Here is a 401-nt window from a genome sequence, read left to right as displayed (position 1 = left end):
AACCCGGTTACCAGCAGTATCCGTAGCAACAAATTGCACCTGATACTCGCCGTCGGCGCTATTTGCCGGCATGGTATAGCTAATATTACCTGACGAACTCGCCTCTACTGTGCCTTGTAACACACCATTAATATAAACCTGTACCGTCGCGCCGGGATCGGTCATGGCAACCAGTACCGGAGACTTATTATTGGTAATCAGATCATATTTATCACCGCTATTAGTATCCCGACTTAATGAAATATCGCTGATTTCAATCTGCGTATCATGTTCTATCAGAATCTCTTTTTGTTGACTGTTGCCCGCTTTATCTTCCGATACCACGACAAAGGCATTACTACCTTCACGCAGATCTAATTCTGCGCTCCATCGACCATCATTGCCTACCACCAGGGTAGCAA

General features: G+C 45.6%; 1 protein-coding gene. It reads right to left on the bottom strand.

What is annotated here, in order from left to right; translation table 11 throughout:
* The coding region (locus tag KJQ97_RS09625; RefSeq protein ID WP_214120724.1) for an Ig-like domain-containing protein at nucleotides 1–401 on the bottom strand (401 nt) is incomplete at both ends.

Origin of the sequence: Campylobacter sp. 2018MI01 (assembly GCF_018501205.1) — a bacterium.
Lineage (GTDB): Bacteria > Campylobacterota > Campylobacteria > Campylobacterales > Campylobacteraceae > Campylobacter_E.
This window is presented reverse-complemented; position numbering and strand designations above follow the sequence as displayed.